Below are 25,015 nucleotides of genomic sequence, written 5' to 3' on the forward strand. Positions count from 1 at the left end.
TGACCCGCGGTCGACGACCGGTGACGTACAGGTGAATTACGGGGGTCCGTGTGACCGATGTGGAGGGGAACGTACGATCGATGACCGTGCAAGCTTCGGAGAACTCTTCCCGACGTGGCCGTCGCTCATCCACCATGGGCGGCATGCCTGTCAACGACATGCCGTGGTGGCGCTGGCGCAGCAACGTGCGCTCGGCGCTGCACATGCTCTCCGATCCCGTCTTCCAGCGGGAGGTCTGGCTGGCCGGCGTGGACGGCTACGGCGACGTGACCGACGCGGTGTACCGGCTGGTCGAGGACACCTGGCTGGACCACTGGTCCGCCGAGAAGTACGTCGGCACGATCTTCCGCGACGCACAGGAGGCGGCCCTCGTCGACACCGCCGTGCTGCGGGTGCTGCGGATCATGCACCAGGTGGGGCCGGACGCGCCGGTCGCCGCGTACCTGGAGCACGAGGCGTGGCCGGAGGCGGTCCGGGCCGCCCGGGAGGCGCACGTCCTCCTCGCCACGAGTGACGGCGAGGAGCCGGACACCCCGCCGCGCAGCCTGGAGGTGCTGCGGATCATGACGAGGTCCGCCTAGCGGGACGATTGCCGGCGCCGTCGCCCCTTGTGGGAACCTGTCCTGCATGAACGAGCAGTCCACCAGCGCCGCGGTCCCGCCCGACCAGTACGTCCTCACGCTCTCCTGCCCGGACAGGAAGGGCATCGTGCACGCCGTGTCGAGCTATCTGTTCATGACCGGCTGCAACATCGAGGACAGCCAGCAGTTCGGCGACCACGACACGGGACTGTTCTTCATGCGGGTCCACTTCTCGGCGGACGCCCCGGTGACGGTGGAGAAGCTGCGGGCCAGCTTCGCGGCGATCGGTGACTCCTTCCAGATGGACTGGCAGATCAACCGGGGCGACGAGAAGATGCGCATCCTGCTGATGGTCAGCAAGTTCGGGCACTGCCTGAACGACCTGCTGTTCCGGGCGCGGATCGGGGCGCTGCCGGTGGAGATCGCGGCCGTGGTGTCCAACCACACGGACTTCGCCGAGCTGGTGGGCTCGTACAACGTGCCCTTCCACCACATCCCGGTGACCAAGGACACCAAGCCCGAGGCCGAGGCGCGGCTGCTGGAGATCGTGCGCGAGGAGGGCGTGGAGCTGGTCGTGCTCGCCCGCTACATGCAGGTCCTCTCCGACGACCTGTGCAAGCAGCTCAGCGGGCGGATCATCAACATCCACCATTCGTTCCTGCCGAGCTTCAAGGGCGCGAAGCCGTACCACCAGGCGCACGCCCGGGGCGTGAAGCTGATCGGGGCCACCGCCCACTATGTGACGGCCGACCTGGACGAGGGGCCGATCATCGAGCAGGAGGTCGAGCGGGTCGGGCACGACGTGACGCCGGACCAGCTGGTGGCGATCGGGCGGGACGTGGAGTGCCAGGCGCTGGCGCGGGCCGTGAAGTGGCACGCCGAGCGCCGGATCCTGCTGAACGGGCGGCGGACCGTGGTGTTCGCCTAGGCACAAAGGGGCGGTTCACATCCTGCTCAGGGACGCCGCCGCGAAGAGGACGTCCCTGATCGCCTCCCGGTCCCCGACCTGTCCGGCCGCCGCCTCCTGCGGCGGGACGTGGCCTGCCGCGAGACGGCAGAACTCGACGCCGTCCAGGGCCACGTGGGCCACCTCGTGCTCGGCGGAGCCCTTCGCCGCGGGGGAGTCCAGCGGGATCAGCCACTCACCGCCGCCCGAGCCCTCGATCTCCAGGCGCAGGCTGCGGCCCGGTTCGCCGGCCGCGACCAGGTGGCGGTGCGGGGCGGGAGCGGCCAGACCGGCCTGCCGGCGGTGGGCCAGGACCGCCGGGAGCATACGGGCCGCCAGGTCGATCATGCGGTGCAGATGGCGCGGTGCGGGCGGGTCGTAGGGGTAGTCGACGGCGTCCGCGATGTCCTCGGCGTGCACCCAGCACTCGAAGGCCCGGTCGAGCATCGCGTCGTGCAGGGGCAGGTCGAAGTCGCCGTAGGGAATCGGCAATTTGCCCGCGCCGCCGCCCGTGAAGGACACCGTGCGGACCAGGCTGTGGCTCTGTTCCCGCCAGGGGGCGCGTACGGAGCGGGTGGGCGGGAAGTGGGAAGCGCGCCAGTAGGCCTCGGTGCGCTCCGCCGGGGTCGGCCGTGCGGAGGGGACGTCGCCCAGCGGGTCGTCCAGGCCGAGCGCGACCGCCACCAGCCCGTCGACGCTGAGCAGATGCGCGATCACCCCGGCGACGGTGGTCCGGCGCGTGGTCGCCTCGTCGGCGCGGAACCAGCGCAGCCGTACCGGCGCGTGCCACTCGGCGTCGCCGAAGTCCTGCAGCAGGGCGTCCAGTCGGGCGGTCTCGGCGTCGTACGCGGCGGCCCACTCGGGCACCGGGATGCGCGGCGGGCGCCGCTCCAGGCACGTCTGCAGGACGCGCGTGCGCAGACCCGGGTCGAGGTCGAGGCTCTCGGGGCGCTGCAGCAGCCCGACCGCCTCGCGCAGCCGCCGGGCCTCGTCGGCGCACCCGCCGCACGATCCGAGGTGCTCCTCGACGGCCGTGGCCTCCTCGGCCGAGCAGGCGGCCAGCGCCCAGGCGCCGAGCAGGGACTTCAGCAGGGGATGCGTGAACACGGGCCGTTCCGGTGGTGGTGGCGCGGGCAGGGGCGGCCCGCCGTCCTCGACGGAGGTCCGGGGCAGGGGTATCCGCGGCGGCCGCCCGCCGCCGGCGTGCGGCGCGTCGCCCTGCCCGGGTCCGCCCGGTCCGCCTGCACCCTGTTCATCCCGACTGCCGTTCTCTCCGCGGGTGTCGTTCTCCTGCCGGGAGCCGTCCGGCTCCGCGCGGCCGCCGCCGGCGTCCTCGTGGTCGTCGTACGCCTCGTCAGGGTCCGGCCCGTTCACACCGCACCCCCGAATCCGGGCGGGGCGCCGGGGGCCTCGGTGTCGTGCGCGGTGGACAGCAACTGCAGGCCCAGGCGCAGGCGTCGGCGGGCCTCGTCCTCGGTGATGCCGAGGTCGGCGGCGGCCTGGCGGTAGTCGCGGCGCTGGAAGTAGGCACGCTCCAGGGCCGAGCGCAGCGGGACCGGCATGGACTGGACGATGTAGTCGGCGCGGGCGGCGACGGCGGCGCTGCGCACCCGGTGCTCCAGCTCCTCCTGGGAGCCGGAGCCGTCCCGGACGAGGGCGGCCGTCTCGGCGGCGCGCAGCCGCTGCACCGCGAGCCGGTGGGTCAGCGCGGCGACCCAGGTCCGCAGCGGGCCTTCCCTGGGGTCGTAGGAGTCGGGGTGCTCCCAGACGTGGACGAAGACCTCGCGGGTGACGCGGTCGGCCGCGCTCTCGTCGCCGAGGACGCGGTGGGCGAGGCCGTGCACGAGCGAGGCGAACCGGTCGTAGAGCTCACCGAGGGCGGCGGCTTCCCCGCGGGCGAGCCGCTGCTGCATCTTGCGGTCCCAGCGCGGCGGTACGTCCCTGTGCGCCATGCGGCCCCCTCACCCCCTGCTCGTGCTCCGCGCCCGTGCCCTGTCCAGCCTGTGCCTCACGTCTCCTCGAATGTAGTCGGCACGTCCGGTGGCGCACGCCCCTTTGTGGCAATGTGCGCCCCCCGAAGGCCCGCAGGTGGTAGAGGGCGCCGGGCGCTCGCGCGGGATGCCTTTGGGGTCGCACCTACCCATCCGTTCTCCGATCAGACGTGACTGATTAGGATCGAAGCGGATCGAAGTCGACTAAAACAAGCCTCTTTTGCGAGGGAACCGTTTTTCGGGCCGTGTTTCAGGGAACGGCCGCTGGGCAGCCGCGCTGCAAGGAAGCGTAGGGACTGCTTCCGTTTTGGCGAGCGAGGGGCGTGGTGGTGGCCTTCAAAGTGACCGGCGGCGAGCAGGGCGAGTGGGCCGTGCTCCGGGTGTCGGGCGAGCTGGACCTGGTGACGTCGCCGGTGCTGCGTCAGCGGGTGCACGACGTGGTGGCCGAGGGGCACCACTGTCTCGTCCTGGACCTGTCCGAGGTGTTCTTCTGCGACTCCAGCGGCGTGGGCGTGCTCATCGCCGCCCGCCGGCTGATCCGCTCCTGCCAGGGCCGGCTGCGCCTGGTGCTGCCCGCCCGGGGCGCCGCCGACGGCTCCCACGTCAACCGGGTCCTCGGCGCACTGGGCGTGCGCCGCCTGTTCGACGTGTACGGCGACCTGGACGCGGCCCTGGGCGACGAGGGCGAGCCCCTCTCCGCCTGACCCTCGCCACCCCCGCGACACGTCCCCGACCCGCACGACAGGACGGGTGTCGCCGTTCGGCACGGTGGTGTCCCGGAATTCCCCCGGTCTTGGCACAAGTGACGTTTTCCCGCGCCCGAACCCCTCCCTCCGTCGTACGCTCCGACCCAGACGCACCCCACCTGACGTAAGGCGGCCCGAAACAGACATGGTCAGCAGCGAGTACGAGCGCAGGATCGCCGCCCGGTTCGCCACCTTCGACCAGGACGGCAACGGCTACATCGACCGCGAGGACTTCTTCGGGGCGGCCAAGGCGCTGCTCACGGAGTTCGCCGTCGCGGCCCGCTCCGACAAGGGGCAGGCACTGTTCGGCGGCGCCGAGGCGTTCTGGCAGGGCATGGCCGGGATGGCGGACCGCGACGGCGACCAGCGCATCACGCGCGAGGAGTTCGTCAACGGCGCGGTCAAGCGCCTGCGCGACAACCCCGACCGGTTCGCCGAGATCGCCCGCCCTTTCCTGCACGCGGCCCTGGACGTCGCCGACACCGACGGCGACGGCGCCGTGGCGGTCGAGGAGGCCGGGCGCGTCCTGAAGTGCCTGGGCGTCCCCGAGGAGATGGTCGCCACGGCCGCCGCCACGCTCGACGCGGACGGTGACGGCAAGGTCCGCGAGGCCGACGTCGTGCCCGCCTTCGCCCGCTACTTCACCGTGCCCGAGTAGCGCTCGCCCAGCTTGTACGTCAGCCCCTTCCGCAGGGTCCCGCCCCGCGGAAGGGCGTCCACCAGCTCCAGGCGCTCCGGCAGTTCGCGCACCGGCACGCCCTCGGCGCGCGGGACCACCCTCACGGCGCCGAACGTCAACGGCCCGGCCCGGAGTGGCCGTTGCGCCCCTCCACGCACCGCGATTCGCCGCCGCCGGGCCGGGACAGCCCGATCACGGCCGCGTCCCCGAGGGGCATGCGGCGCCGGACGGCGTTAGCTGACGAGCCGTCAGCACGGCCTCGTCGGCGTCGACGGCCCTGTGCGCTTCCCCCGCCCCGCTCACCCCGCTGCACCGCGTGCCCGCCGGGCCACTCGGCGGGGCCGGCCGCGTCCGCGAGCCGGCGGGGCAACACGCCCGGGCGCACGAGCAGTTCGGACGGCCCGCCGACGCCCCGCAGGCCGGGGCACACCTGTGCGCCGGGAGACCGGCGCGCACGGGAACGGCCCGCGCTCAGGTGTGCGCGGCGGCGGTCACCGGCGGCCCGGCCGACGTCGCGGCCGCCCGGCTGCGCGCCGACGAGGACGGCGTGCGCGGCGCCCGGGGCCGGACTCCGGGTGCACGGCGGCACGGGCTTCACCTGGGAGTCCGAGGTCCGCCTGCGGCCGAGGCGGGCACGGGTTCGAACCGGACGTGGCGGCGATGTCACGCAGAGTGAGGGGATGGAGGCGGCCGGGCGCTCGGCCGGAGAGGTCTGACAGGCCTGCTGGCTGCGGTATCGCCGTACGGGCCCGAGCGGATGTCGCGGATCGTGGCACGTCATGATCACGGAGCGTTGATACCGGCTTGTGTCCTCGGAGTGTCTCGTCACGGCCCGGAGTCGACGGCACGCTCCGGTACCTTGTGTGAGATGCGAGTGGCTGTGAGCGCAGTGCGACCCCGTGGCGCGGCCTGTTCGACTGCCCCGGGTGAGCGTCGCACAGTATGCCGCACGGGTACTCCTTCGCGCTGGAATATGCCCGAAGCGCTTGTTGGGGTGACTGTACGTCAACCATGCTGTCCCACAAGGGACTCACGGTCCGTGATCCCTGACCCGGCCGTTGTTCTGGCCATGCAGAAAATGGCTACGATCGTGGCCCTCGTGAGGCGCGAGCCTAAGTGTCCGCCGGTTCGGATGGTGTGAGCGGTGCAGGTGCTTCAAGTGCAGCTGGAGATCCGGCCCGACCCCGCAGAGGTGGGGCGGGCCCGGCGGTGGGCCCGCTCGCGCCTGGCCGGGTCGGGTATACAGGCCGATGAACCGCTCGCCGAGACGCTGATCCTGCTCGTCTCCGAGCTCGTCACCAACGCCGTGGTGCACACCGGCCGCCCCGCCGTGCTGCGGCTGTGTCTGCCGCCCGTGGTGACGGAGGAGGCGACGGTCCGCCTGGAGGTCGCCGACCGCAGCGGCCGGGCCCCCGTGCCCCGGTGCGCGGGCGACGAGGCGACCGGTGGCCGGGGCCTCGCCCTCGTGGACGGCCTCGCCGACCGCTGGGGCTGGAGCATCGACGCCACCGGCAAGCGCATCTGGTGCGAACTGGACCGGTGCGCCGCCTCCCGTGAGATCCCGGCGTCGTGCGGGGGCGGCGCGGTGGCGTACGGCGGCGCCGGCGGCGCGGCCCTCGAAGGGCTCGCGGCCTACGAGGCGGTGTAGGGCCCGCGCCCCCGCGCGCGGTGCACGGCGGCACATGCCGCGTGGTCGTGCGGCGGGCCCGGGGCACGGGGGCATGCCGAGCCGGCCGCCTCCGTGCGGAGATGCGGCGGTGCGCCGGGACGTGCTTCCGTGCGCGCCCGCGGCAAAAGCCGCACAAGGTGCAGATCGCCGAATCGGTGTTGACGCGCCGTGACCGGATGTTCACGCTTGTGGGCAGCGATTCGCCGTGAGGGGACGGCGAGGGCCGCGCGACGGCGGCCCTCGGCGAGTGTGAGTCGTGACTCGGCGTCGGCTTCCGTCAGGGCCATGGAAGCCGGGGCGGGAGCGCCGGAGTCGGATGGCGGCGCGCGCTGTCGTGCTCGGGGCGAGCAGCGCGGCGCCGCCATCGCACGTCAGGGGGAGGGGGGCACCGGCCCGGGGGGGGGCGACCGGATTCACCGTGGATCCGGTCGCCCCGGTGAACGGCCCGGGGCGGCCGGCGGCGGGACGGCGCACCGGCCGATCTTCTCCACAGGCTGTGGACAACTTTTCGAGCCCGCCCTTCGGCAAGGCGGCGGACGCCCGGGCCGGGCGAGTGGCCCGGGCGGGGCTCACCTGCTGAGGCCGGCCTCCGGGTGCTCGGCCCCGGACCGGAAGGTCCGCCGGTAGGCGGAGGGCGTGACGCCGAGTGCCGCCTGGAGGTGCTGGCGCATCGACTGGGCCGTGCCGAAGCCCGCCTCCCGGGCCACCTGGTCGACCGAGCGGTCGGTGGACTCCAGCAGGTGCCGGGCCCGCTCCACCCGCTGCTGGGTGAGCCACTGGCCGGGACTGACGCCGGTCTCCTCGCGGAAGCGGCGGGTGAACGTACGCACCGACATGGCCTCCTGGGCGGCCATGTCGCGCAGCTGGATCGGCTCGTGCAGGCGGCCCAGGGCCCAGGCGCGGGCCGTGGTGGTGGACGCCTGCTGCGGGTCCGGCACCGGCCGCGCGATGTACTGCGCCTGCCCGCCCGCGCGGTGCGGCGGCACGACCGTGCGGCGGGCCACGTCGGTGGCGACGGCGGTGCCGTGGTCGCGGCGCACCATGTGCAGGCACAGGTCGATGCCGGCCGCGACGCCCGCCGAGGTGAGCACGTCGCCGTCGTCGACGAACAGCACGTCCGGGTCGACGCGGACCCGCGGGAAGAGCCGCTGCAGATGCTCGGCCTGGGCCCAGTGCGTGGTCGCCGGACGGCCGTCGAGCAGGCCGGCCGCGGCCAGGACGTAGACACCGGTGCAGATGGAGGCCAGCCGGGTGCCGGGCCTGAGGTGGGCGAGGGCGGCGGCGAGCTCGTCGGTCAGCACGCCCTCCTCGTAGACCGGGCCGAGTTCGTAGGACGCCGGGACGATCACCGTGTCGGCGGTGGCGAGGAGCTCCGGGCCGTGCGGGACGTGGATGGCGAAGTCGGCGTCCGTCTCCACCGGGCCCGGCGGCCGGACCGAGCAGGTCAGGACCTCGTACAGGGGCCGTCCGCGGTCGTCCTTCGGGCGGCCGAAGATGCGGTGCGGGATGCCCAGCTCGAACGGGAGCAGTCCGTCGAGGGCGAGGACGGCGACGCGGTGCGGGCGGTGGCCGGCGCCCGCGGGCCCGGAAGCGGTGGCCGAGGTCATGGCCCGATCCTAACGAAGGCTGTCCTTCGGGCCACTCGCTGGAGATCGGCCCCGGCCCGAAGCTCTATGGCGTGACCCAGACAACCGAAGCCGCGGCCGTCGAGCAGCCGCCCGAGCCCAGCCGCCGTCGTCGTGTGCACCGCGCGTGGTTCGTCGCCGCCGTCACCTTCGTGACGATCATCGGCGCCGCCGCCTTCCGTTCCGTGCCGGGTCTGCTCATCGATCCGCTGCACCAGGACTTCGGTTGGTCGCGGGGCACGATCGGCGCGGCCGTCTCCGTCAACCTCGCGCTGTACGGCCTGACCGCCCCGTTCGCCGCGGCGCTCATGGACCGCTTCGGCATCCGCCGGGTCGTCGCCGTCGCCCTGACCGTGATCGCGGTCGGCTCCGGGCTCACGGTGTGGATGACGGCCGCCTGGCAGCTGATGCTGTGCTGGGGGCTGCTGGTCGGCCTCGGCTCGGGCTCCATGGCGCTGGCCTTCGCCGCGACCGTCACCAACCGCTGGTTCACCGAGCGGCGCGGCCTGGTCAGCGGCATCCTCACCGCCGCCTCGGCCTCCGGGCAGCTGATCTTCCTGCCGCTGTTGTCCTGGATCGTGGAGACGCACGACTGGCGCCCGGCCGCCGTCACCGTCGCGCTCGCCGCCCTCGCGGTGGTGCCGTTCGTGTGGCTGCTGCTGCACGACCATCCCGCCGATCTGGGCCAGAAGCCCTACGGGGCGGCCGAGTTCGTGCCGAAGCCGGCGCCCGTCCCCGGGGCCGCCCGGCGCACCCTGAAGGTCCTGTTCTCGGCCGCGCGCACCGGGCCGTTCTGGCTGCTCGCCGGCACCTTCGCGATCTGCGGTGCCTCCACGAACGGCCTGGTCCAGACCCACTTCGTGCCCGCCGCGCACGACCACGGCATGCCCATCACGGCCGCGGCCTCGCTGCTGGCGGTCATCGGCGTCTTCGACGTCGTCGGCACGATCGCCTCCGGCTGGTTCACCGACCGCTTCGAGCCGCGCCGCCTGCTGGCCGTGTACTACGCGCTGCGGGGCGTGTCGCTGCTGTTCCTGCCGATGCTGCTGGCGCCGAGCGTCCACCCGCCGATGATCTTCTTCATCGTCTTCTACGGCCTCGACTGGGTCGCCACCGTCCCGCCGACCCTGGCCCTGTGCCGCGAACAGTACGGCGAGGACAGCGCGATCGTCTTCGGCTGGGTCCTCGCCTCCCACCAGGTGGGCGCGGCCCTCGTCGCCTTCCTCGGCGGCGTGGCCCGCGACACCTTCGGGTCGTACGACGTGGTCTGGTACGCGTCGGGTGCGCTGTGCGCGGCGGCGGCGCTGATGGCGCTGGTGATCCGGCGGCGGACCGGGGGTGCGGCGGTGGCGGTGGCGGGCTGAGGGGCCCGGTCCGCGGCCGGTCCGTCGGGGCGCGGCGGAGCCGCAGCACGCCGTGCCCCGAGCCGGCCGTCGACCGACGCCCCGACGGGTCAGCGCAACTGACGCAACGTCAGGAATTGGCGGTAGCGGGGGACTTCACGGCCGGTCACCCCGGCAGCCGGGACACCCTCCCCGAGCCGTCCCGGGCGACGGCCTTCGCGATCCGCACCGCGTCGATCGCCATCTCGCGCAGGTTGCCGCTGATCGGGTTGGTGAAACCGGTGAAGTACAGGCCGGGGGCGTCCTGCGGGGTGCGGGCGCTGTGGACGACGGGTCTGCCGCGGGCGTCGAGCACGCCGAGGTGGCCGACCAGGTCCTCCAGGGCGCGGACGTAGCCCGTGGCGGCGATCACGACGTCCGGGGAGATCCGGGTGCCGTCCGCGAGGGCGATGCTGCCGTCGGCCTCGAAGCCGTCCACGGCGGCGACGATCTCCACCCTGCCCTTGCGCACGGCGTCGATCAGCCCGACGTCCTGCACCGGGATCGCCCCCTGCCGCACCCTGCTGTACAGCCCGGTGTCCGGGCGCGGCAGCCCGTGCGCCGACAGGTCGGGCATCGCCACCCTCGCCTGGACCCGGCTCATCCGGTCGACCAGGCCGACCGGCAGCCGGCGCACCAGGATGCCGCTGTACTGGGCCGCCCAGCCGGCCGTCGACCGGCGCAGGATGTGCGGGACGGTGCGCACGGCCAGCCGGACCCGCGCGGCGCCGCTCTCGACGAGGTCAACGGCTATCTCGGCACCGGTGTTGCCGACCCCGACGACGAGCACGTCCCGGCCGGCGTACGGCTCGCCGTTGCGGTAGCGCGAGGCGTGCAGGAACTCGCCGGGGTAGGCGGCGCGGCCCGGCCAGTCCGGCACGCGCGGGGTGTGGTTGAAGCCGGTCGCGACGACCACAGCGGCGCCGGTCAGCTCCCGGCCGCCGGTGGCGCGCAGCAGCCAGCCCGTGCCGTCGGGAAGGCGCTCCACGCGGGACACCTCGACGCCCGTGACGATCTCCAGGCGGTGGTGCTCGGCGTACTTCTCCAGGTAGCGCACCACGTTGTCCCGGGACACCCACCGCCCGAACCGGCGCGGCATCGGCAGCCCGGGCAGCGCGGAGAGCCGGCGGGTGGTGTGCAGGTGCAGCCGGTCGTAGTGGCGGCGCCAGGACGCTCCGACCCGGTCGGACTTCTCCAGGACGACGGCCCGTATGCCCCGGGCCCGCAGCGCGTACGCGGCGGCGAGTCCGCCGGGACCGCCGCCGATGACGTAGACGGGGCGGTCGGGCGGGGGAGGCGCGCTAAGGGGTGCGGGGGGTGTGGAGTCGGCCATGAGCGGGAGCGTAATCCCGGACCTGCTTGATGGGTCTCGGTCAAGACCGGAATTGGTTTCGGATTGATCACGGCTGCGCGAGGCGGGCGCGGGCACGGCCGCCGATGACTCACCGGCCCCGTCCCGTACGGCGGATCAGGGGATTGAATGGGCCCCATGGCCCCCTTACGCGACCCGTCCCTCACCGGCCCCCGCACGGAACTCCACGGCCACGGCCTGAGCCTGCGCCCCTGGGACGCCGGGTCCGGATCCGACATCGACACCTGGCTGCACGGGATGCGGGACCCGGAGTTCCGCCGCTGGAACACCCCGCTGCGGCTGGTCACGGACCGGGCGAGCGCGCGCGAGTCCCTGCTGGCCCGGGCGCAGAGCGCCTCGGAGGGCACCTCCGTCTCCTTCCGGGTCGCGGACGGGCGCACCGGCGAGGCCCTCGGACACATCGGCGTCAACGAGATCAAGTACCACCTGAAGATCGCCCGCGTCGGCTACTGGGTGCTCCCCGGGGCCCGCGGCCGGGGCGTCGCCACCCGGGCCCTGCTGCTCGCCGCCGACTGGGCCTTCGCGGAACTCGGCCTGCACCGCCTGGAACTGGACCACGCGGTCGGTCACGACGTCTCCTGCCGGATAGCGCGGCGGTGCGGATTCGCGTACGAGGGCACCCTGCGCGGGGCGGTCTTCCAGGAGGGCCGCCACGACGCGTTCCGGGACGCCCACCTGCACGCCCGGCTGGCCACGGATCCGGCCCCGGCCGGCCCGGACGACCCCGGGTGACCCGGATCACGCGGCCGGGCCGATCGGTTCGCCCCGCTCCGCCGGTCGTCACGGGTGACCGCAGAGAAGGGACCACCCGAGATGACCGCACCCGTGAACCGGCCCGGTCCGGATCGTCACCGACGCGACCACCGCGTCCGACCCCGCGAGCTGCTTCGCAGCGGCAGGTGAGCTGACGGGGAGCGGAAAATCAGGGGCCCCGGGCAGCCGGGCGACGGCACGATGAGGCATGGACACCGGCACCTGGCACCTCACCCACGACCTCGACGGCTTCCTGCTGCGGGCCGGGGACTTCCTGCGCTCCCGGCCCGCGCGGCACACCGTCCCGCTGACCGTCACCGAGACCCTGCGGACCCGGGGACCGCGCGTGTACGGCGACGGCGAGCCGGAGTTCGGCGTGCTGGAGCGGGACGGAAAGACCCGGGCGGTCTTCTTCCGCACGCCGCCGCACTGGCTGAACGCCACCGCCCTCACCCCCGGGGAGGCCGGTGACCTCGCCGCGCGGCTGGCCGGCCTCGGCAGGCCCCTGCCCGGCGTGAGCGCCGACCGCGACACCGCCGCCGCCTTCGCCACGGCCTGGCAGCGGCACACCGGCGCCACGGCCACCCTCCGCCGGCGCCAGCGGCTCTACCGGCTCGGCGCCCTCACCGCTCCCGGGCCCCTGCCGCCCGGCGGGCCCCGGCTCGCCGCCCGCGGGGACCACGCGCTCCTGGTGCGCTGGCACGACGAGTTCACCGAGGCCGTCGGGGCGGGCACCGTCCGGGACCCCGCCGAGTGGGCGGACGCCCGCATCGACAGCGGCGGCGTCACTCTCTGGGAGACCCCCGAGGGAACGCCCGTCGCCATGGCCGGCACCGGCCCCCGGGTCGCCGGGCAGGTGCGCGTCGCCGGGGTCTACACCCCGGCCCGGTACCGCGGCCGTGGCTACGCGGGCGCCGTGACGGCCGAGGTCAGCCGCGCCGCCCTCGCCGCCGGGGCGCGCGAGGTGCTGCTCTTCACGGACCTGGCGAACCCGACCAGCAACGGCCTCTACCAGCGCATCGGCTACCGGCCGGTCGCGGACTTCGCGGTCCGCGACTTCGGGTAGGCGCACGCGTTCAGGGTGCGGCGCGGGCCCGTGGCCGGACGCCCCGGGGGGCCGGTCACGGCCACAGCAGTTCCCGCGCCCACCCCCGCCCTGCGCGCCGGTAGCGCAGCCGGACGTGCCGTCGCCGTTCGTCGCCCTGGAAGAACTCGGCCTCCTCCGCCCGCAGCCGGTACAGCGTCCAGGAGGGCACCGGCGCCCGGGGCTCCCGCGCGGCCCGTTCCCAGGCGGCCGCCGAGGCCCGGTCCAGTTCCTCCAGCGAGCCGAGGACCTCGCTCTGCCGGCCGGTCAGGGCGGCGGCCAGGGCACCGGTCGAGCGGGCGTGCAGATCGCCCTGGGCCTGCTCGGACGGGGCGGCCGACACCGGGCCGCGGACGCGGACCTGGCGGCCCAGCACGGGCCAGTAGAAGCCGAGCGCGGCGTACGGCCGGCCCGCGAGGTGGCGGCCCTTGCGGCTGCCCGCGTGGGACGCGAAGGACCAGCCCTCGTCGTCCGCGCCGTGCAGCATCACGATCCGTACGTCGGGCAGGCCCGACGGGTCCGCGGTGGCCAGGGACATGGTGTGCGGCTCGGGCTGCCCGGCCGCCACCGCCTGCGCGAACCACTCGGCGAACAGGGGGAGGGGGGCCTCGGGCGCGGTGTCCGGGTCGAAGGGCCGCAGGTCCGTGGTCCCCGGGTCCCACACCCGCAGCGACCTCAGCAGCTCGTGAAGATCGGTTGCCATGCCCCGATTGTCACCGCTTTGGGGGCACCGGGCTCACACCTGCCCGAGGTCGGAGGACACCCACCGCTCCGGCCGCATCCGCAGCACCAGCTGCTCCCCGTGGTTCTTCGAGGCGAAGTCCACATAGCCGTCGACCTTCTCGGCGGGCAGGTAGCGCGCCGAGATCTCCCGGAGCTGTTCGAGGGTCGCCGGGGCCGTGTCGACCACCGGCCCCTCCACGGACACGTACCGGATCGTGGGCTCGACCCGGTCCACCAGCAGGGAGAACCGGCCCGCCGCGCTGATCAGCTCGTTCTTCCGGGAGTCGCGCCCGGTCATGATCCAGATGTCGCCGCCGGGCTCGTACTGGTACCAGATCGGCACGGTGAGCGGGGCGCGGCCCGCTCCCGCGTCGACCGCGAGGGCCGCGATGTGCGGTTCGGCCAGGAACTGTTCACGTTCTTCGCGGGACAGAGCCACCACGGTCTCCTTCGGCAGGCGGTCGGTGCTGGAAGCAACGCCGGGAAGCGGCAGGGGTGTTCCCGCCCCACAGCACGACAGGCGGCAGCCCACCGGGGTGGACCGCCGCCTGCCAGACAGGACTGGGAAAGGGGAGGGGACGCCGCGACCGGCTACTTCGTCGGCTTCCTCCCCGTGACGCCCAGGTGCACCAACAGCGCGAGGTTCGGCTTCAGTTCCGCCTGCTTCACGCCCCAGGAGGAGAAGCCCTTCTGGTGCGAGGCGACGGCCGCGAGCATCGTCACCAGCGAGCCGGCGACGGCCGCCGGGTTCACGTCCTTGTCGACCCGGCCCTTGCCCTGCAGTTCGGCGACGGCGTCCGCGAGGGAGTTGTTGACCGAGTTGAGGATCTTCATGCGGAGCTTGTAGAAGCGCTTGTCACCCTCGGAGGCGCCCAGATCCACCACGCGCAGGATCGCGTCGTTCTTCCGCCAGAACTCCAGGAAGCCGTCGACGAGTTCCTGCGCCGTCTGCCAGCCGGCCTTCCCCGCCCAGGAACGGCCCTGAAGGAGTTCGGTCAACGTCGCGCCCTCGGACGCCATTTGCTCGGCGATCTCCAGGACGGCGCCCTCGACGTCCGGGAAGTACTGGTAGAAGGTCGCGGGCGAAGTGCCCGCCTTCCGGGCGACATCGATGACTTTGACATCCCGGTACGGGGAGGAGCTGAGCATCTCGCTGAGGCAGTCGAGCAGCTTCTGCCGGGTCGCCTGCCCACGCCGACCGGCCACGCGGCCGTCGACGGTACGCACTTGTCCTGTCATGACGTCAGCTTACCGAGGCGTGATCGGGGCGCGATTCGGCCGACTGCAAATGGGGTGTGAGGGGGTACGGAGGCTGGTGTGCCTGGTCTGCGGGGTGCGCCGGTGGCGGTTACGTTGGCGACATGGCCGAAAACAGGGCATCGGTGTACGCAGAGGGCGTCCCCTGCTGGGTGGACGCGCAGCTCCCCGACGTCGAGGCGGGCAAGCGCTTCTACGGTGAACTCTTCGGGTGGGCCTTCGAGGACTGGTTCGGTCCCTTCACGCGGGCGCTGAAGGACGGGCAGCCGTGGCCGCGCTGGTGCGCAAGACGGACGGCCGGCTGCCCACCGTCTGGACGGTGTACTTCTCCACCCCGGACGCCCAGGCCCTGGTGCGGCGGATCCGGACGGCGGGCGGACAGGTCGTCCAGTCGCCGGTGCCGGCCGCAGAGCTGGGCGTCACCGCGCTGGTCACCGATCCGGAGGGGGCCGTCTTCGCCCTGTGGCAGCCGCGCGAGCACCCCGGCTTCGGCCGGCGGCACGAGCCGGGCACCTTCGCCTGGGCCGAGTTGTACGCCCGGGACACCGAGGCGGCCAACGGCTTCTACGGCGACCTCTTCCGCGAGGCCCTGTTCGGGCCGGAGGCCGCGCCGGACTTCGGCCGCGCCCCGGTCTCCGACGTCTTCCCCGCCGAGATGCCGCCCCACTTCCTCGTCCACTTCGCCGTCGAGGACGTACCGGCCGCGTTGGAGGAGGTGACCCGGCTCGGCGGGCGGGTCCAGGCCCCGCCGTTCACGACCTCCTACGGCACCGTGGCCGTCGTCACGGACGACCAGGGGGCGTCCTTCGCGCTGCTGCGCCGCTGAGCGGGCGTCGGCTGGTCATGTTTTATCCCTGTATGGACGCAGACACCCCAATGGTCACCGGGTTCGCCACCACGGCTTCGGCCAGGAAGAATCGGGGTGCGTGCCGCCATGGCGGTGCGGTGGTGAGACGCTGCACGGGGTCGCGTGGAAGATGTGGCTTGGCGCGGCTCGTACGGGGAGGTGGCAGGCAGAGTGGTGGATCAGCTGACGCAGCACGATCCGCGGCGGATCGGGCCGTTCGAGGTGCTGGGACGGCTGGGTGCCGGCGGCATGGGGCTGGTCTATCTCGCGCGCTCGGCGTCCGGCCGGCGCGTGGCGATCAAGACCGTCCGGACGGAGCTGGCCGAGGACCAGCTGTTCCGGGTGCGTTTCACCCGTGAGGTGGAGGCGGCCCGGGCCGTCTCCGGCTTCTACACGGCCGCGGTGGTGGACGCCGACCCGCGCGCCGCCGTGCCGTGGCTGGCCACCGCCTACGTTCCCGCGCCTTCCCTGGAAGAGATAGTGAACGACTGCGGGCCGCTGCCGGCCCAGGCGGTGCGCTGGCTCGCGGCGGGGGTGGCCGAGGCGCTGCAGTCGATCCACGGGGCCGGTCTGGTGCACCGGGACCTGAAACCGTCGAACGTCCTGGTCGTCGAGGACGGCCCGCGGGTGATCGACTTCGGTATCGCGTCCGGCGTTTCGAACACACGTCTGACGATGACCAACGTGGCCGTCGGCACGCCCGCCTACATGTCCCCCGAGCAGGCCAAGGACTCCCGCAGCGTCACGGGCGCGAGCGACGTCTTCTCGCTCGGCTCCATGCTCGTCTTCGCCGCCACCGGCCACCCGCCCTTCCACGGGGCCAACCCGGTCGAGACCGTCTTCATGCTGCTGCGCGAGGGCCCGGACCTCGAAGGGCTCCCGGACGAACTGCGTCCGCTGATCGAGTCCTGTATGCAGATGGACCCCACGGCCCGCCCCAACCCGGCCGACCTCCAGGCGCAGCTGGCCCCGCACCTGTTCGGCTCCGGCTCCGACGACAGCGGCACGGCCTCCGCGTGGCTGCCCGAGCGGGCGGTCCACCTGATCGAGTCCCGCCGCAACGGCCGCCCGGCCGGCAAGCCCGCCCCCGGCCAGGGACGCAGCGGCGGCGGCCGTCCCGCCCCGGGCCCGGCGCCCATCCCGCCGCCGCCCGCGCACGACCCGGTCGTCCCGGCGCCCGCGCCGGCCCCGGCCGGCGGCCCCGACACGGGTCCGGTGCGGCTGGCCGGCGCCCGGGTGCCCATCGGCCCGGGCCCGCGCGTCGCCGACGTCCGGGCCGCCGCCGTCAAGGCGCCCCCTCCGGAGGCCGCCCTGGCCGCCTCCTGGTCCAAGCCCCGCCCCGGCGTCAACGGCGCCGACCCCGCCGTGGGCCCCGCCGTCGCCGCGCCGCCGGCCCCCGCCGCGCCGCCCGAGCAGCCCGGTGGCTGGCGCCCCTGGCGTTTCCGCATGTCCAACGACGTCTGGGGCACCCCCGCGGTCGCCGACGACCTCGTCTACGTCACCTCCTTCGAGGTGCACGCCCTGGACGTGGCCACCGGCCGGCGCCGCTTCAAGACCCGGGACGTCGCCTGGTCCATGGCCGTCTCGGACGGCCGGATCCACGCCTCCGACGGCCCCACCCTGTTCGCCCTGGACGCCCGCGAGGGCGGCGACCTGTGGCGGCTGCAGACGGACGCCTGGGTCTACGCGCTCAAGGCCGGCCGCGGCACCGTCGTCACCGGCACCCGGGGCGGCGGCGTCCAGGGCTGGGAGGCCTCCAACGGGCAGAAGCTGTGGGAGCTCACCGGCTGCCAGACGGACTTCGAGTCCCCGGAGGCCGGCCCCGCCCTGCACGACGGCACGGTCTACGTGTGGCAGGACGCCCGGCTGCGCGCCCTGGACGCCCGCACCGGCGACGAGCGCTGGTCGTACCCCATCGGCGACGCGGCCTCCTGCGGCGGTGTCCCGGTCCGGCTGGTCCAGGCGCCCGACGGGTACGTCTACGTCTGCGCCGGCACCCGCGTCCTCGCCCTGGACGTGGCCGCCGGGCACGTGCGGTGGCACTTCGAGGCCCCGGCCGTCTTCCTCTCCCCGCCCACCTTCGTCCCCGGCCCGGCCGTCACCGGCGGCGGCATCTACCTGGCCGACTACCTCGGCACGGTCTACGCCCTCGACGCCACCGACGGCCGCGACCGCTGGCGCATCGCCACCGAGGCCCGCGCCTCGGTCGAGCCGGTCCTGGTCGCCGCCGGTCACGTCCACGTGGGCAGCGGCAAGGGCCTCTACACCCTGGACGCGGTCACCGGCACGCCCAAGTGGCGCTTCCAGGCGGGCGGCGACATCGTCGGCGCCCCCTCGGTCGCGGAGGGCCGCATCCACTTCGGCTCCACCGACCACCTGCTCTACACCCTGAAGGCCGACGACGGCCGGCTGCGCTGGAAGCTCGCCACCGGCGGCGAGATCACCGGCTCCCCGGTCGTCCGGGACGGGGTGGTGTACGCGTGCAGCAAGGACCGCTGCGTGTACGCGCTGGACGCCGAGAAGGGCACGGGCACGGCGCGCACCGCCTGACGCGTCCGGGACGGCCGTCGCACCGGCGCGCGGAAGGGGTTCCGGACGGCCGGCTGACGGGAGGGCCGGGTGGCGGGGCCGTGCCCCTGCGGGGACGGCTCCCGTCCGCGGACACGCCTCGGCCGCGACGGCTCCCCCTCCGCGCCGCCGCGGCCGTACCCCGTGTGGTGATGGCTTACTTCGTCGGCTTGAACGGCTCCGACGTGGCGTGCAGGTCCTTCGTCTCCAGCGGCTCGCCGGTGGCGTGCAGGTCCTCGGTCTTCGCGACGCCCTCACCGGTGGCGTGCAGGTCCTCCGTGGAGGCCTGGCCGTCCGTCGTGCCGGTGGCGTGCAGGTCCTGCGGCTTGAGCTCGTCGCCCATGATCGTCAACTCCCCTTGTGCGGCTGGCGGTGCGGTCGGCGGGCCCGTCCGGTCACTCCCCCGAGTCCGACCGGACGGGCCCCGTGCGGCGACCCGTCTGCCCCCCGACGCGACGGATCGACTACGTCCAGCATGGCGGGCGGCGATAAACGAACGATGAACGCCCGAACGGGCCTCAGGCCGCCCGTACCGGAGTCAGCAGCGCACGCACCTCGGCGGCCTCGGGCGAGCCCAGCTCCTCGTAGATGACGGCCGCCTCCTGCCAGCACACCTGAGCCCGGCCGGTCTGCCCTATGCCGCTGAGCGCCCGGCCCAGCACGGTCAGCACGTTGCCCCGCCGCCACTCCCCGCCGATCCCGCGCAGCACGGTGAGCGCCATCTCGGCGTTGGCCGCGGCCTGCGCCGGACGCCGGGCGGCGAGGTCCACCTCGGCCAGCCGGAACAGGCTCATGCCCTCCCACAGGCGCTGCCGGCTGTCGCGGAACACCTCCAGCGCCTCCTGCAGGCGCCCGGCCGCGTCGCCGAGTTCGCCGCTCTGGGTGAGGGCCAGACCGAGGGCGTAGCGGGCGTTCGCCCCGCGCAGGGAGTTGCCCATGCCGTCGTAGATGTCGATGCCCTGCCGGGCCAGCGCCACCGCGCTCGCGGTGCGTCCGGTCGCGAGGTGGATGCGGGACAGGTTGCACAGGGCGGCGGCCTCGCCGGGGCGGTCGCCCAGCGCGCGGAAGTGCTCGATGGCCCGCGAGAGGTGCTCCTCGCCGTCCTCGTGGCGGTTCTGGTAGAGCGCGATGATGCCGCGGGCGTTGCGCGCCCAGCAGACGGGGAGCAGGTCGTCGGCCTCCTGGGCGAGCAGGATGGCCCGCTCGGCCTCCTGGTCGGCCCGCTCGAAACGGCCCCCGACATGGTGGACGTTGACGAGGGTGGTCAGCGCCCGGGCCTCCGCCCGCCCCAGGTCGTGCAGCCGGGCCGCCTCCAGGAGCGCCTCGGCGGTGGCCTCGTACTCCTTGGCGTTGGCCCCCGACTCCGACAGGTCGTGCGCGGCCCACAGCAGGTCGATGGCCCGGGGGAGCGTGTCCGGCCGGCCCGCGCACTGCCGTACGCAGGCCAACAGGCAGATGGCCTCCGCGTAGAGCCAGTCCTGGGCCGTGTGGCGGTCGTCGAACCGCAGGCCCGGGTACGCGGTGGGCGCCAGGTGGTCCACCAGCCGGTCGCCGGGCCGTTCGATCGCGTACACGCCCGCCGCCGACGCCAGATAGAAGTCCAGCAGGCGGGAGACGGCCGCGTCGCGCTCGCCGGGCGGCTGTTCGTCCCGCTCCGCGCACGCACGCGCGTAGAGGCGGACCAGGTCGTGGAAGCGGTAGCGGCCGGGGGCCGCCGATTCGAGCAGGGACGTGTCGACGAGGGACTCCAGCAGGTCCTCCGTCTCCTCCGCGGGCAGGTCCAGCACCGCGGCGGCCGCCGCGAGGGAGATGTCCGGGCCGTCCGCGAGGCCCAGCAGGCGGAACGCGCGGGCCTGGGCGGGCTCCAGCTGGCCGTAGCCCAGCTCGAAGGTGGCCTTGACCGCCAGGTCGCCGGCCTGGAGCTCGTCCAGGCGGCGGCGTTCGTCGGCGAGCTTCGCCGCGAGGACCGAGACCGTCCAGGTGCGGCGGGCCGCCAGGCGGGACGCCGCGATGCGGATGGCCAGCGGCAGGAAACCGCAGGCCGCCACCACGTCCAGGGCGGCCTTCCGCTCGGACGCCACCCGCTCCTCGCCCACGATCCTCGTGAACAGCGCCAGCGCCTCGTCCGGGGACATCACGTCCAGGTCGACCAGGTGGGCGCCCGCCAGGTCCACCATCCGCACCCGGGAGGTGACGAGGGCGGCGCAGCCGTCCGTGCCGGGCAGCAGGGGCCGGATCTGCGCGGCGTCGCGGGCGTTGTCCAGCAGCACCAGGACGCGGCGGCCGGCCAGCAGCGAGCGGTACAGCGCCGCGCGTTCCTCCAGGGAGTCGGGGATCGCCGCGTCGGCGGTGCCGAGCGCGCGCAGGAAGGAGCCCAGTACCGTCTCCGGCTCGGCGGCCCGGGCGCCGGCACCCTGGAGGTCGACGTAGAGCTGCCCGTCCGGGAACGCCGCGCGGGCCTGGTGCGCCACGTGCACGGCGAGGGTCGTCTTGCCCACGCCGCCGATGCCCGCCAGGGCCGAGACGGCCATGACACGGCCCTCGGCCGCGGCCAGGAGGCCGCCGAGTTCGCGGACGAAGGCGGAGCGGCCGGTGAAGTCGGGGACGGTCGCGGGCAGTTGCGCCGGGCGGACGGGGCTGGAGGCCGGTTCGGGGGCCGGGGAGGAGGGTTCCGCCAGGCCCGGGTCGGCCCGGAGGATGCGCTGCTGCAGTTCGCTGAGGCCGGGGCGCGGGTCCACGCCCAGTTCGTCGGCGAGCAGGCGCCGGGTGTCGGCGTAGACCGCGAGGGCCTCGGCCCGCCGGCCGCTGCGGTACAGCGCCAGCATCAGCAGCTCGCGGAGCCGTTCGCGCAGCGGGTGCGCGGCGGTGAGGGCGGTGAGTTCGGAGACGGCCTCGGCGTGGCAGCCCTGCTCCAGGTCCATGTCCAGCCGGGATTCGAGGAGTTGCAGCCGCCACTCCTCCAGGCGGACCCGCTGGGCCTCCGCGTAGGGGCCGGGCACGCCCGCCAGGGTCTCGCCGTCCCACAGGGCGAGAGCGCGCCGCAGCACGTCGCGGGCGTGGCAGAGGTCGCCGGCCGTCCGGGCCTTCTCCGCCTCGGTCGCCAGGTCCTGGGCGACGGCCAGGTCCAGGGCCCCGTCGGCGAGGTCCCGCACCGCGTAGCCGCCGGACTCGCTGACCAGGACGCCCGGGTCGAGCACCTTGCGCAGGCGGGAGGCGTACGTCCGGACCGCCGCCAGGGCCTGCGAGGGCGGTTCCTCGCCCCACAGGGCGTCGATCAGCTCGGCGGCCGTGGCCGTACGGCCCTCGCGCAGCAACAGGGCGGCCAGCAGGGCACGTTGCTGGGGTGACCCGGTGGCGATCGGCTCGTCGCCGCGCCAGGCCCGTACGGGCCCGAGCACGCTGAAGCGCAACGGCACCGGCGACACCGCCCCGGCAGGCCCCGCCGGCTCCACCGGTCCCGGTGACTCCGGTGCGGAGCCGGGACGCCGCTGCTCCGGTACGCGCGGTACACCGGCCGGTACCCCGTCCATGCAGTCCCCCTAGACATCCTGAGCAACCCCGCCAGTTTGCCTTGTGCGGGCGGATACGTCAGCCGTGGGAGACGCCGATCACAGGGCGGCGCACGGGAGTCCACGAGGTCTGCACAGTGTCTTCGCGGCGGCCCCCGGACGGGCCGTGCCGATCAGGCCACCTGTCCGGAAGCCGTCCCCCGTACCGGAGTTGACGGCCCAGCAGCTCGGCGCGGCCGTGCACCGCGCGCACAGCGGCGGGAGGCCGGCCGTCCGGCCGGGACGACCCTCACCCGGCCAGGTCCACCCGCACCGTCAGCAGGTCCGTCCCGAGGGCCCGCACCCCCAGGCTGTTGATCCGGGGCAGCCGGCGCAGGCGGGCCACCGGGTCGTCGTCCGGCAGCAGGTGTGCCGTTCCCTCGTGCCACCGGCCGCGGATGCGCACGCGCACCCGCGGGTCGGCCTCGATGTTGCGCACGTACTGGGACCGTGTGCCGAACTCCGACACCGGCCAGAAGGAGTCGCCGACGCGGCGGCCGCCCACCGGGGTGCGGCGGGGCAGGTCCGAAAGACGCGGCCCCGGGTCTCCAGGACCGTCTGCGGCGGCAGGCGCCGCAGCAGCGGGTCGACGCGCCGCTGGACGGCCGTGGTGAGGCGGAACCGCAGGTCGTGGGGCATGGCGGGATCGACTCCTTCGCGCACGGTTCCCCTCGCTTCGGCGGGGCACCCTGCTTCCATGATGATCCCCTGACACGGCTGACGGGAGCGGGTGGCCGGCGGTGCGCATAGTGACCTGGAATCTGTGGTGGCGCTTCGGGCCGTGGCAGGCGCGCCAGAAGGCCGTCCTGACGGCCCTGCGGGAGCTGGAGCCCGACGTCGTCGGCCTGCAGGAGGTGTGGGCGGCGGACGGCGAGAACCTCGCCGAGTGGCTGGCCGGCGAGCTGGGCCTGCACTGGGTCTGGGCCGCCTCGCCCGCCCCGGAGCGCTGGCGGGCGCGGATCGGGGACCCCTCGGCCGACATCGGCAACGCCGTGCTCAGCCGGTGGCCGGTCGTCGCGCGGGACGTGCTGCCGCTGCCCGCCCCGGCCGACCTGGACGACGGCCGGCTGGCCCTGCACGCCCGTATCGCCGCCCCCCGCCACGAGGTGCCGTTCTTCACCGCGCACCTCACCTCCGCCGTGCACGCCTCGGCGGTCCGCTGCCGGCAGGTCACCGCGCTCGCCGGATTCGTCGCCCGGCACCGCGGCGACACCGCCTTCCCGCCCGTCGTCACCGGCGACCTGAACGCCTGGCCCGACTCCGACGAGGTCCGCCTCCTCGGCGGCTACAAGACCGCCCCGGCCGTCCCCGGCCAGGTCCTCCTCGACGCCTGGGAGTACGCCGCACCGGCCGCGCCCGCCGCCACCTGGGACGCCGCCAACCCGTACGTGGCGGCGACCCACGAGCCCAGCGCGCGCATCGACTACATCCACGTCGGCCTGCCCGGCCCCGGCGGCCTCGGCCGGGTGCGGGAGGTGCGGCGGGCCTGCGACGGGCCGGTGGACGGGGTGTGGCCCTCCGACCACGCGGCGGTGGTGGCCGACCTGGCGGAGCGGGCGGACGGGGCCTGACCCGGCCCCTCAGTCCGCGCGGCGGCCCAGGAAGATCGGGTTCGTGAAGGCGGCCAGCGGCCCCGGCACCGGGCCGGCCGCCGCCTCGTGCCGCAGTTCGGCCCGCACGTACGCCGCGTACGACGGTGTCGTCCGCCACTCGACGGTGCCCGCGCCGGACACCGGCAGCGGGGCGCTGGTGTGCAGCACGCCCTGGTCGGTGACGAAACGGACCGTGCAGCGCGGGGCGCCCGTGACCTCCAGGCGGACGGTGACGGGGGTGTCGCGGCCGACGCCGAGCCGTTCGCCGATGCCGGCGTGCTCCCCGCGCCCACCGGACGCCCGCAGCGACAGCGCGACCTTCGCGGACTCGGCGACGTACGACCGTCCCGCCCGGATGCCCTCCTGGATCGCGCGCCGGGTGAGGTCGTCGGCCAGCACGACCGTCTGCGGGCTGCCCACGGCGTCCGGGGAGCGGTGGGCGTCGCTGCTGCCCATCGCCGGGATCCAGTCGCGCCCGTCCCGCACGGACGCCACGAGCATGCTGTCCCAGTCGGCCAGCGCCACCTCGTCGTCGGGCGTGTAGGGGCCGTTCCACACCTCGATGGCGTCGGCCTCGCCGAAGCCGAACTTCCAGTTGCAGCCGACGCAGGTGGCGTGCGGATGGGCCGGGACGACCAGGCCGCCGGCGCGCCGGATCTGCCGGGCGAACCGGCCGAAGCGGTTGTCGCGGGCCCGGTAGCGCCAGTCGACGAAGGTGCCCGGGTCGGTGCCGAGCGCGACCACGTGCCCGTTCCTGGTGGTGATCTCCTCGCCCAGCAGCACCAGCAGGTCGTCCCCGGCCACGTCGGCCCAGTGGGCGTGCGCGGAGTGCGTGTTGTGCTCGGAGGAGTTGATGAAGTCCAGGCCGGCCGCCCGGGCCAGCTCCCCGATCTCGGCGGGGGTGCGGCGGCCGTCGGAGTACCAGGAGTGCAGGTGGCAGTCGCCCCGGTACCAGGCGCGCCCCCGGCCCCGGGCCCGCTCCGGCGGATACACCGGCCGGGCGGTCTCGCCCGGCTCGCCGTACGTCAGGGTGATCGTGATCTCGTACGCCAGGCCCTGCGGGGCGACCGTGTACGGGCCGAGCGCGATGTGCCAGGTGCCCTCGCGCACGGGGCCCGGCAGGTAGCCGGGGGTGGCCTCGTCGGCGCGGAGGAAGAACTCCGTGCGCGCCCCGCCCGACCAGCCCCGGAAGCCCTTGCCGCCCAGCTCGGTGCCGCGCTCGTCGAAGATGCCGATGTCCAGGGCGTTGCCCGTGGTGCCGGCCGGTACGGACGGCCGGTCGTAGGTGTAGGCGACCCTGAGCTCCCGGACCCCGGCCGGGACCTCGACGGGCACGTACACGAAGTCGGGGGACCCGGGCGGCAGCGTGCCCCGCACCGTTCTGGTCTCCTGGTCGCCGTCGTCCCGGTCGCGGCCGGCCGCTGAAGCGAAGCTCACGCTCCCCAACGTAAGCGCGGCGGCCGCTCCCGTCACGAACAGGGCGCGCCGGCCGAGACCGCCGTGGTTGTCCTCGCACATGCTGCTGCTCCCCGGTGTGGCGTCCGCTGACATGGCCTGGGTGGTGCGGGCGTGGTGCGTGCAACCCTTGTATTGAGCCGTGAACTGCCGTGCAAGGGAAGGGAATGCGCGGGCGGTCGGGAACGGAACAGGCC

The 25,015-nt window shown here is 74.4% G+C and carries 21 protein-coding genes and 2 pseudogenes; 11 read left to right on the forward strand and 12 right to left on the reverse strand.

Features of this window, described 5'->3' with window-relative positions; genetic code table 11:
- Positions 1-80 precede the first annotated feature (80 nt).
- The gene (locus ACIGAN_RS16770; RefSeq protein ID WP_365738260.1) at positions 81-581 is read left to right on the forward strand and encodes an SCO4402 family protein; all 501 of its coding nucleotides are present in this window, start codon (positions 81-83) and stop codon (positions 579-581) included.
- Positions 582-627: 46 nt separating this feature from the next.
- Complete coding sequence (gene purU / locus ACIGAN_RS16775; protein WP_365091122.1) at positions 628-1,509, forward strand: formyltetrahydrofolate deformylase; 882 nt, start codon at positions 628-630, stop codon at positions 1,507-1,509.
- 15 nt (positions 1,510-1,524) lie between these two features.
- Here the strand turns inward: purU and ACIGAN_RS16780 are convergent, their stop codons facing one another.
- Positions 1,525-2,901 (reverse strand): maleylpyruvate isomerase N-terminal domain-containing protein, encoded by a 1,377-nt coding sequence (locus tag ACIGAN_RS16780; protein ID WP_399858216.1) that lies wholly within the window; start codon positions 2,899-2,901, stop codon positions 1,525-1,527.
- Positions 2,898-3,479 (reverse strand): sigma-70 family RNA polymerase sigma factor, encoded by a 582-nt coding sequence (locus ACIGAN_RS16785; RefSeq protein ID WP_365091118.1) that lies wholly within the window; start codon positions 3,477-3,479, stop codon positions 2,898-2,900. The genes ACIGAN_RS16780 and ACIGAN_RS16785 overlap by 4 nt, the downstream gene beginning before the upstream one ends.
- 362 nt (positions 3,480-3,841) lie before the next feature.
- Here ACIGAN_RS16785 and ACIGAN_RS16790 point away from each other — a divergent pair, with 362 nt between their 5' ends.
- Together ACIGAN_RS16790 and ACIGAN_RS16795 are read left to right on the forward strand one after the other, a co-directional pair.
- Positions 3,842-4,222, forward strand: coding sequence for an STAS domain-containing protein (locus tag ACIGAN_RS16790; RefSeq protein WP_365091115.1), 381 nt, complete (start codon positions 3,842-3,844; stop codon positions 4,220-4,222).
- A 187-nt stretch (positions 4,223-4,409) separates the two neighbouring features.
- Entirely contained in the window at positions 4,410-4,922 is a 513-nt protein-coding gene (locus ACIGAN_RS16795; RefSeq protein ID WP_365738267.1) for an EF-hand domain-containing protein, read from the forward strand.
- On the opposite strand, the gene ACIGAN_RS16800 is transcribed toward ACIGAN_RS16795, so the two are convergent.
- The gene (locus ACIGAN_RS16800) at positions 4,901-5,047 is read right to left on the reverse strand and encodes a hypothetical protein (protein WP_365738314.1); all 147 of its coding nucleotides are present in this window, start codon (positions 5,045-5,047) and stop codon (positions 4,901-4,903) included. The genes ACIGAN_RS16795 and ACIGAN_RS16800 overlap by 22 nt on opposite strands.
- Before the next feature lie 1,055 nt (positions 5,048-6,102).
- Here ACIGAN_RS16800 and ACIGAN_RS16805 point away from each other — a divergent pair.
- A complete protein-coding gene (locus tag ACIGAN_RS16805; RefSeq protein WP_365091265.1) occupies positions 6,103-6,591 on the forward strand; it encodes an ATP-binding protein in 489 nt (162 codons plus the stop codon).
- 590 nt (positions 6,592-7,181) lie between these two features.
- On the opposite strand, the gene ACIGAN_RS16810 is transcribed toward ACIGAN_RS16805, so the two are convergent.
- Complete coding sequence (locus tag ACIGAN_RS16810) at positions 7,182-8,219, reverse strand: GlxA family transcriptional regulator (protein WP_399858220.1); 1,038 nt, start codon at positions 8,217-8,219, stop codon at positions 7,182-7,184.
- A gap of 71 nt (positions 8,220-8,290) precedes the next feature.
- Between ACIGAN_RS16810 and ACIGAN_RS16815 the strand changes: the two genes are divergently transcribed.
- Positions 8,291-9,601: an MFS transporter gene (locus ACIGAN_RS16815; RefSeq protein ID WP_399858223.1), complete on the forward strand. Its 1,311-nt coding sequence runs from the start codon at positions 8,291-8,293 to the stop codon at positions 9,599-9,601.
- A gap of 145 nt (positions 9,602-9,746) precedes the next feature.
- Here the strand turns inward: ACIGAN_RS16815 and ACIGAN_RS16820 are convergent, their stop codons facing one another.
- Entirely contained in the window at positions 9,747-10,952 is a 1,206-nt protein-coding gene (locus ACIGAN_RS16820; RefSeq protein WP_399858226.1) for a flavin-containing monooxygenase, read from the reverse strand.
- A 156-nt stretch (positions 10,953-11,108) separates the two neighbouring features.
- Here ACIGAN_RS16820 and ACIGAN_RS16825 point away from each other — a divergent pair, with 156 nt between their 5' ends.
- Both ACIGAN_RS16825 and ACIGAN_RS16830 read left to right on the forward strand, forming a co-directional pair.
- Entirely contained in the window at positions 11,109-11,723 is a 615-nt protein-coding gene (locus tag ACIGAN_RS16825) for a GNAT family N-acetyltransferase (RefSeq protein WP_365091098.1), read from the forward strand.
- A gap of 229 nt (positions 11,724-11,952) precedes the next feature.
- On the forward strand, positions 11,953-12,810 hold the full coding sequence (locus tag ACIGAN_RS16830) for a GNAT family N-acetyltransferase (RefSeq protein WP_399858229.1): 858 nt from the start codon (positions 11,953-11,955) through the stop codon (positions 12,808-12,810).
- Between the two features lie 55 nt (positions 12,811-12,865).
- Here ACIGAN_RS16830 and ACIGAN_RS16835 read toward each other — a convergent pair whose 3' ends face one another.
- The 3 genes from ACIGAN_RS16835 to ACIGAN_RS16845 form a co-directional block, all read right to left on the reverse strand.
- Positions 12,866-13,531, reverse strand: a complete 666-nt coding sequence (locus ACIGAN_RS16835; protein ID WP_399858231.1) for a pyridoxal 5'-phosphate synthase — start codon at positions 13,529-13,531, stop codon at positions 12,866-12,868.
- A 33-nt stretch (positions 13,532-13,564) separates the two neighbouring features.
- Positions 13,565-13,990 carry a pyridoxamine 5'-phosphate oxidase family protein gene (locus tag ACIGAN_RS16840; protein WP_365091090.1) on the reverse strand — a complete coding sequence of 142 codons (426 nt, stop codon included), beginning with the start codon at positions 13,988-13,990 and terminating at the stop codon, positions 13,565-13,567.
- A 152-nt stretch (positions 13,991-14,142) separates the two neighbouring features.
- A complete protein-coding gene (locus tag ACIGAN_RS16845) occupies positions 14,143-14,778 on the reverse strand; it encodes a TetR family transcriptional regulator (protein WP_399858602.1) in 636 nt (211 codons plus the stop codon).
- Between the two features lie 134 nt (positions 14,779-14,912).
- Between ACIGAN_RS16845 and ACIGAN_RS16850 the strand changes: the two are divergent.
- Both ACIGAN_RS16850 and ACIGAN_RS16855 read left to right on the forward strand, forming a co-directional pair.
- Positions 14,913-15,634, forward strand: a pseudogene (locus tag ACIGAN_RS16850) (VOC family protein).
- Between the two features lie 192 nt (positions 15,635-15,826).
- Complete coding sequence (locus ACIGAN_RS16855) at positions 15,827-18,205, forward strand: serine/threonine-protein kinase (RefSeq protein ID WP_365091085.1); 2,379 nt, start codon at positions 15,827-15,829, stop codon at positions 18,203-18,205.
- Positions 18,206-18,380: 175 nt separating this feature from the next.
- Here ACIGAN_RS16855 and ACIGAN_RS16860 read toward each other — a convergent pair whose 3' ends face one another.
- The 3 genes and pseudogenes from ACIGAN_RS16860 to ACIGAN_RS16870 all read right to left on the reverse strand — a co-directional run bounded on the left by ACIGAN_RS16860 (position 18,381) and on the right by ACIGAN_RS16870 (position 22,410).
- On the reverse strand, positions 18,381-18,566 hold the full coding sequence (locus ACIGAN_RS16860) for a hypothetical protein (RefSeq protein WP_365091082.1): 186 nt from the start codon (positions 18,564-18,566) through the stop codon (positions 18,381-18,383).
- Between the two features lie 175 nt (positions 18,567-18,741).
- A complete protein-coding gene (locus ACIGAN_RS16865) occupies positions 18,742-21,753 on the reverse strand; it encodes an AfsR/SARP family transcriptional regulator (RefSeq protein ID WP_399858235.1) in 3,012 nt (1,003 codons plus the stop codon).
- 268 nt (positions 21,754-22,021) lie between these two features.
- A pseudogene (locus tag ACIGAN_RS16870) lies at positions 22,022-22,410 on the reverse strand (nitroreductase/quinone reductase family protein).
- Positions 22,411-22,511: 101 nt separating this feature from the next.
- Between ACIGAN_RS16870 and ACIGAN_RS16875 the strand changes: the two are divergent.
- Entirely contained in the window at positions 22,512-23,342 is an 831-nt protein-coding gene (locus ACIGAN_RS16875; protein WP_399858238.1) for an endonuclease/exonuclease/phosphatase family protein, read from the forward strand.
- Positions 23,343-23,351: 9 nt separating this feature from the next.
- On the opposite strand, the gene ACIGAN_RS16880 is transcribed toward ACIGAN_RS16875, so the two are convergent.
- Positions 23,352-24,881: a CehA/McbA family metallohydrolase gene (locus tag ACIGAN_RS16880; RefSeq protein WP_365091074.1), complete on the reverse strand. Its 1,530-nt coding sequence runs from the start codon at positions 24,879-24,881 to the stop codon at positions 23,352-23,354.
- Between the last annotated feature and the right edge of the window lie 134 nt (positions 24,882-25,015).

This window comes from Streptomyces sp. NPDC085931, assembly GCF_044540565.1.
Taxonomy (GTDB): domain Bacteria; phylum Actinomycetota; class Actinomycetes; order Streptomycetales; family Streptomycetaceae; genus Streptomyces.